Annotated in this window: 9 protein-coding genes and 1 pseudogene; 5 read left to right on the forward strand and 5 right to left on the reverse strand. The window is 68.7% G+C overall.

From position 1 onward, the window contains the following. On the forward strand, window positions 1-324 hold a 324-nt coding region (locus tag AB0J52_RS23315; RefSeq protein WP_500184093.1), incomplete at its 5' end, for an alpha/beta fold hydrolase. Between the two features lie 3 nt (window positions 325-327). Here the strand turns inward: AB0J52_RS23315 and AB0J52_RS23320 are convergent. Then, window positions 328-684, reverse strand: coding sequence for a VOC family protein (locus tag AB0J52_RS23320; RefSeq protein WP_500184094.1), 357 nt, complete (start codon window positions 682-684; stop codon window positions 328-330). Window positions 685-803: 119 nt separating this feature from the next. Between AB0J52_RS23320 and AB0J52_RS23325 the strand changes: the two are divergent. Beyond that, window positions 804-1,211: pseudogene (locus tag AB0J52_RS23325) on the forward strand (IS1634 family transposase); the annotation flags it as partial. A gap of 146 nt (window positions 1,212-1,357) precedes the next feature. Here AB0J52_RS23325 and AB0J52_RS23330 read toward each other — a convergent pair. From AB0J52_RS23330 to AB0J52_RS23340, 3 genes are read right to left on the reverse strand one after another with little or no spacing between them, the layout of a single operon-like run. Next, window positions 1,358-1,555 (reverse strand): DUF397 domain-containing protein, encoded by a 198-nt coding sequence (locus AB0J52_RS23330; RefSeq protein WP_500184096.1) that lies wholly within the window; start codon window positions 1,553-1,555, stop codon window positions 1,358-1,360. Continuing rightward, a complete protein-coding gene (locus AB0J52_RS23335; protein WP_500184099.1) occupies window positions 1,552-1,749 on the reverse strand; it encodes a DUF397 domain-containing protein in 198 nt (65 codons plus the stop codon). The genes AB0J52_RS23330 and AB0J52_RS23335 overlap by 4 nt, the downstream gene beginning before the upstream one ends. Further along, window positions 1,746-2,555, reverse strand: a complete 810-nt coding sequence (locus AB0J52_RS23340) for a Scr1 family TA system antitoxin-like transcriptional regulator (protein WP_500184101.1) — start codon at window positions 2,553-2,555, stop codon at window positions 1,746-1,748. The genes AB0J52_RS23335 and AB0J52_RS23340 overlap by 4 nt, the downstream gene beginning before the upstream one ends. Before the next feature lie 123 nt (window positions 2,556-2,678). Between AB0J52_RS23340 and AB0J52_RS23345 the strand changes: the two genes are divergently transcribed. Together AB0J52_RS23345 and AB0J52_RS23350 are read left to right on the forward strand one after the other, a co-directional pair. Continuing rightward, the gene (locus tag AB0J52_RS23345) at window positions 2,679-3,467 is read left to right on the forward strand and encodes an ATP-binding protein (RefSeq protein ID WP_500184103.1); all 789 of its coding nucleotides are present in this window, start codon (window positions 2,679-2,681) and stop codon (window positions 3,465-3,467) included. Further along, a complete protein-coding gene (locus AB0J52_RS23350; RefSeq protein ID WP_500184106.1) occupies window positions 3,464-4,738 on the forward strand; it encodes an SGNH/GDSL hydrolase family protein in 1,275 nt (424 codons plus the stop codon). The genes AB0J52_RS23345 and AB0J52_RS23350 overlap by 4 nt, the downstream gene beginning before the upstream one ends. 21 nt (window positions 4,739-4,759) lie before the next feature. On the opposite strand, the gene AB0J52_RS23355 is transcribed toward AB0J52_RS23350, so the two are convergent. Then, window positions 4,760-5,350: a TetR/AcrR family transcriptional regulator gene (locus AB0J52_RS23355; RefSeq protein WP_500184107.1), complete on the reverse strand. Its 591-nt coding sequence runs from the start codon at window positions 5,348-5,350 to the stop codon at window positions 4,760-4,762. A 46-nt stretch (window positions 5,351-5,396) separates the two neighbouring features. Here AB0J52_RS23355 and AB0J52_RS23360 point away from each other — a divergent pair, with 46 nt between their 5' ends. Next, window positions 5,397-5,786 carry a DUF302 domain-containing protein gene (locus AB0J52_RS23360; protein WP_500184109.1) on the forward strand — a complete coding sequence of 130 codons (390 nt, stop codon included), beginning with the start codon at window positions 5,397-5,399 and terminating at the stop codon, window positions 5,784-5,786. Window positions 5,787-6,125 lie beyond the last annotated feature (339 nt).

The raw sequence follows: 6,125 nt of genomic DNA on the forward strand, positions 1-6,125 counted from the left end.
CGGTCAACTCATGCCGTCGCACCACGACACACCATCAACCCACAACCCAAGATCCACCTCAGCAGAACACCAAGATCTGCCGGACACGGCCTAGGGGTCTGCCCATCGCTTCCCGGTTACGGCTTCAGCGACAAGCCGGCCGCGCCGGGGTGGGGGATCGAGCGGATATCCGATGCGTGGTGCGAGCTGATGGCCCGGCTCGGCTACCGGCGGTTCGGCGCCCAGGGCAGCGACTGGTGCACCAAGGGCGGCCACTTCGCGGCGTTCGAGCAGCCGGCGTTGTTCGTCAACGAGGTCCGGTCATTCTTCCGGCTGGTCCGCTGATGGTCACCCGTACTCGGTAAGCGGCTGGCTAAAGATCAACAAGTGCCCATCGGGTGTCCGTACGTTGAAGTCGCGCATCCCGTAGGGCCGGTCAGCCAGTGGCTCGACGATGTCGGCGCCGCGGGCGCGCAGCTCGTCGTGGCAGGAATCGACGTCGTCGACGACAACCGTCACCCTGGCCGGGCCGACGCTGCTTTCGGCGTACAGGTGGAACTCGGCGGTGTCACGGATCACGGCCGCGTAGCTAGGTGGGGTCTCCCAGGTGAATATGGTGTCGAATCCGAGCACGTCCGTGAAGTACGACCGCGCTGCCTGCACATCTCTGCACGGCAGCATGGGAACCGCCACCCGCATGACCATTTCGTCACCTTACCTGACTTTGGCTCAAGATCGCTGATCTTGGGTAGGGTGCTGGTTGTTGAGCTGCGGTTTCGTCGTGTGAACGGCGAAAATCTGCGCACCAAGCGGCCGGTTCTAGGCTGTCTCTCGTAGCGTATGTGCGCACGGTGAAAACGGCGTCGGGGGCCAGGGCGGTGCAGATCGTGCACTCCTCGCGTCGCGGGTCGCGGGACATCGAGCACATCGGCTCGGCGCATGACGATGCGGCGTTGGAGGCGCTCAAGGCGGTGGCGAGGCAGCGTCTGGCTGTGGGGCAGCCCGAGCTCGACTTTGGCCCGGACTTCGCGGCGTTGCAGGCCGGCAGTGGTGCTGGTGGTGGGCCGCTTGCGATCACGTCGTCGCGGATGGGGTACCTGTGGGACGCGCTCGGCCACGCCTACCAGCTGTTGGGGTTCGAGGAGGCCGCTGGTGGTGACGAGGTGTTCCGATTACTGGTGCTGGACTGGATCGAGGACCACCGCACCAGGCTGGAACACGCGCGGAGGCTCCTGAGGCAAACCAACCCTTGAGCAGCGGGTCCGCCTGTCCGCCCGCATAGTCCTGCCGTGATGGATGCCCCGCCCGCAAGAACAACCAGCTCAAAGCATGCGGAGTGTGAGCCGTGGCTGTGGCTTGGACTTTCGCCAGCCAGGGCTCACGCCTCCGACTGTGCGCCGCTTTCCCTCTTCACGCAGGTGAGCAGCTCAGCGAAGGACGCTGGGGCGAACTGCACATGGCCGAGGTCTGGGGCTTTGCTGTCACGCACTGCGATTTGCTCGCGCAGGGCCGCGACCTCCATGCAATGTCCACCAGCGTGGTCGCTGTGCGACGACTTGCGCCACTGCCCCTTCACGCTGTGGATTCTGCGATGTCCTCTTGCCTCACGCGAGCGAGCAGAAAAGCCAGCGTCTCACGCGGTAGCACGAGGTGACCGGTGCTCGGAGCCTTGCTGTCACGGACGCCGAATCCCATCGGAAGGACAGCCAGCTCAACGCAATCCGAGTTCGAGCCATGACTGTAGCTGGACTTTCGCCACTGAATGCTCACGTCAACAACTCCTGCGCTCGTCGCAACTTCTCTCTCGTCTCCCCGCGTGAGAGTGCATCCGCACCGATCAGGTTAAACATGTCCGAAATTCGCCCGACCTCGACGGAGTCACTCGTCAGTCTGCCACCGGCGGCAGCTTCTGTGTAGGCGGCCTTCTCCCGTCCAATCGAGATTTCCTTGAACGAGCCCCTCAGGCCCGGGTGATATCCCGCCGACCGGGGGACGATCCGCAGGACGACCCAGGGCATCACTGAGAGCTCTTCAAGTTTGGCGAGCTGCTCACGGGCGACGGCTGGACCCCCTACTGGGCGCTCGATGATCTCCTCTTCCAGCAAGAACCACAAACGAGGAGGGTTGGGCCGCCTGAGGCGTTCCTGTCGCTGCATACGCAGCCGAACCTCACCTTCCACGTCCGGCTCGCCCAACGCCGTGAACACGGCTCTCGCATAGTCCTCGGTCTGGAGGAGGCCGGGAATGATGTTGCACTCGTAGCTGCGGATCACGTCGGCCTTGGCTTCCAGGTCCAGGTGGGCCTTGAACCAAGCTGAGTCGTGGTGGCCCTTCGCGTGGCGGAGGAGCCACTGGATGAGGGCGCCGGTGTCGTAGAGCTCGTCCAGCTTCTTGGCCTGCCACTCGTCGGGACGCCGGAGAGCCGACTCCCAGTGGGAGACGGTCTGGCGTGCGGCGTTCACGTACCTGCCCACGGCCGCGCACGAGTAGCCGTGCTTGATGCGCAGAAAGTGCAGGTGGACGGCCAGAGCATGAGCGATGGAGCCTTCGGGGTCGAGCGTCTCCCGTCGCAGCATGGCGCACCTTTCGTGACGATCTTGTCTCCAGTGGCTACGGATTCGTGGTCACCGTAAGCACGGAGGGTCACGCTCGTCTGGAAGTCACACAAAGAGACGAGACCAAAACGGTGGGTGATCTTCATGGGTGGGCGCGCGCGGGATCTTCCGTTCGGTGGGGCGTGCCTCTGGGAGCTGCCGCCCGACGCCCTGGGCGCGGGACGGGCTCGGGGGCTGGTGGGTTCGGTGATGTCCGAGGTCGGCTTCGAACGGTCCGTGGTCGAGGACGCGATGCTCGCGGTCAGTGAGCTGGCGACCAACGCCTACCGGCATGCGGGCGGGTCCGTTGAGCTGTGGATCTGGGCCCGGACCCGGCCTCGGGCCGAGCTCGTCGTCTCCGTCTTCGACGGGAACCGGGCCTCCCTGCCGGAGGCGCAGGCCGGAGACCTGCTCGACGAGACCGGCAAGGGGCTGGGGATCGTCGCGGCGGTCGCCTCGGAGTGGGGGTGTCATCTGTCGCGGTCGCGGCTTTCCAACACCGTGGTGCCGGGGAAGGCCGCGTGGTTCGTCCTTCCCCTGCCGGAGCGGTGGCCTCGGCCTCCCTGGCAGGTGCCGCCCGGGGTCGCGGCGGGACGGTTGGTAGAGGCCCTCAGCGATCGCGGGTTGCGCGCGGTGAGGTCGAGCGACAGCTCCGGTGTCTCGCTCGTCTCGGTGCACAGACTCAACGTCTGGGTCTGCCCGCTGACGTTCTCCTGGCGCGGAACGGACGGCGTCTACGTGCGGCAACCGCTCATCGACCTGCAGGAAGCCGCGGAAGGGGTCGTCCGGACGGTGGAGGCGCACGCGGCCGAGGCGGGGGTTTTCCCCACCGGGAAGTCTGGGGGTGGCTGCGATGCGCCCGGGGACGGGGGCGCGGTGGGATCTCGATCATGAATTCAACGATCTTTCGGCGCGCCCGGCTTCCCTTGGCGGGTGCGGTCGTGCTCGCGCTGGCCGGCGGGACGGCCACGGCCATCGCCAAGACGCCGGATAAGTCCACCCCCGCCTGGACGCAGAGTTGGGGCGCGGCGATGCAGCGTCCGATCGCCGGGGACGAGGACTCCGGCCAGAACTGGTCCATGGAGGGCTTCTCGAAGCAGACGCTCCGGCAGGTGGTGCGACTGAGCAGTGGCGGGACGCGGGTCCGGGTACGAATTTCCAACCTGTACGGCAAGAACCTGCTCAAGGTGGACGCGGCGGCGGTCGCCCGGTCGGCGGGCGGGGCGAAGGTGTGGCCGGACAGCAGCGTGCGGCTGACGTTCGGCGGACGGTCCGCGCCGGTCGTCCGGCCGGGCGCGGAGGCGGTCAGCGATCCGGTGCCCCTGAAGACCGCGCCGCTGGAGAAACTGGCGATCACGCTGCGGTTCAGCGCGCCGACCGGACCCGCGACGTTCCACCGGTTCGGCGGACGTCCCGCCTTCCTCGCGTCGGGCGACCACCTGACGGACGTCGGGTCCGCGGCCTACACGAAGAGCACGGACTCCTCCTACTTCCTCTCCGGCGTGGACGTCGCCGGGGGCCGGAGCGCCGGGACTGTCGTGGCGTTCGGGGACTCGCTGATCGACGGCGTCGGGGCCACGACGGGCGCGGACTCGGCGCTGCCCGACCTGCTGGCCGAGCGGCTGTCCGGGTCGTCCCGTCCGCTCTCCGTGGTCAACGCGGGCATCGGCGGCAACCGGCTGCGGCACGACTCGCCGTGCTCCGGCGAGAAGGCCACGGCGCGGTTCCAGCGGGACGTGCTGGACCGGCCCGGCGTGCGGGTCGCGATCGTCCACCTGGGCGCGAACGACCTGCGCGAGACCCCCGGCGACCCGTGCCTCGGAAACACCGGCCCCTCGACGGCGGTGCAGGTCATCGAGGCGCAGAAGGAGCTGGTCAAGGCGGCGCACGCGCGCGGGGTGAAGGTCGTCGGCGCGACGATCCTGCCGATGCGGTCGGCGCTGTTCCCCGTGTGGTCGCCGACGGTCGAGAAGGCGCGCGTCGCGGTCAACAAGTGGATCCGGACGAGCCGCACCTTCGACGCCGTCCTCGACGTGGACCGGGCGATGGCCGACCCGGCCGCCCCGGACCGTCCCCTGGTCGCGTACGTGTACGAGGACGGCCTGCACCCGAACGACGCGGGATACCAGCCGATCGCGCGGGCACTGCCGCGCCTGCCCCGCTGACGGTCCTTCGGACCGCGGCGGTCAGCGGGCGGCGGGGACGGCGGCGTTGATGAGCTGCTCGGCGGTGAAGTGGGCCTTGTGCACCGCGTCCTCGACGTTGCCGAGGGCGTTGGTAGAGATCGCACCCTCGTACACCAGGAGCAGCTGATCGGTGAGGAGAGCGGGGTCTGGGGCCCCGCTCTCCTGCGCGAGCTGGAACACGCAGTCGCGCAGGGCGCTCTTGTACGCCTGGACGACCGCGCGCGCCGGGTGGTCGGGTTCGGCGAGCTCGGCGAGGGCGTTGACCATGGAGCAGCCGCGGAAGCGGGACTGGGACGTGGCCCATTCGGACAGCGCGTCGAAGACGGCGAGCAGGCGGGCGCGCGGGTCGTCGCCGGCGGCGTCGATGGCCCGGTGGAGGCGGAGCTGCCAGCGGGTCTCGCGGCCCTCCAGGTAGGCCATGATCAGCGCCTGCTTGCCGCCGAAGTGCTTGTAGAACGTCATGCGGGCGACCCCGGCGGTCTCGATCACCGCGTCCACACCGGTCGAGTTGATGCCGTGGGCGTAGAACAGCTCGTCGGCGGCGTCGAGGATGCGGCGGCGGGCGGGGGGCGTGGGAGTGTCGTCAGCCATGTGATAGGACCATATAGAACGTTCCGTCTACCTTCAAGGGGACCTCGTGGACTACGCGCTGACCGTCCGGATCGAGGAGCCGTTCGCGCGGGCCGTGCCCCGGGTCCGGGACGCGCTGAAGGACCAGGGGTTCGGCGTGCTGACCGAGATCGACGTCCAGCGCACGCTGCGGGAGAAGATCGGGGCGGAGGTCGAGGAGTACCTGATCCTCGGCGCGTGCCACCCGGCCCTCGCGCACCGCGCGCTGGAGACCGACCGCCGCATCGGCCTGCTGCTCCCCTGCAACGTCGTCGTCCGGGCCGACGGCGACGAGACCGTCGTCGAGGCGCTGGACCGGCAGACCATGGTCGGCGTCACCGAGCGTCCCGGCCTCCAGCCGGTCGCCGACGAGGCGGGCCGCCGCCTCACCGCCGCCCTCGCGGGTCTCACCGTCTGACCTCTCATCGACACGGACGCCGTGGCGCAGCAGCGTCGCGGCGTTCTCCGCGTTCCAGGTGCCGGTCCGCGGGAGTGCTGGCCAGTCGTGGACAACCCACCGGTAGGGGGTTGATTGCGCACTTCGCGATGAGGGGCGGCGGCCGGGACGGTCACTCGCGGTCACCGGCGGGTTGACCGGGCGGGCGGACGGTTCCTACGTTGACCATGAAAGAAAGGTTCGGCAACTCCAAGCGAAAGGTCGCTTCTTGACCGAGCACGGGAAGGCCGTCACGGACCTCGACCGCGAGCGGGCGCTGCGCAGGCCGCCGTCGCCGAACAGGCGGCCCGACCCGGCGCA

It is taken from the genome of Spirillospora sp. NPDC049652 (assembly GCF_040675125.1).
Taxonomy (GTDB): domain Bacteria; phylum Actinomycetota; class Actinomycetes; order Streptosporangiales; family Streptosporangiaceae; genus Spirillospora.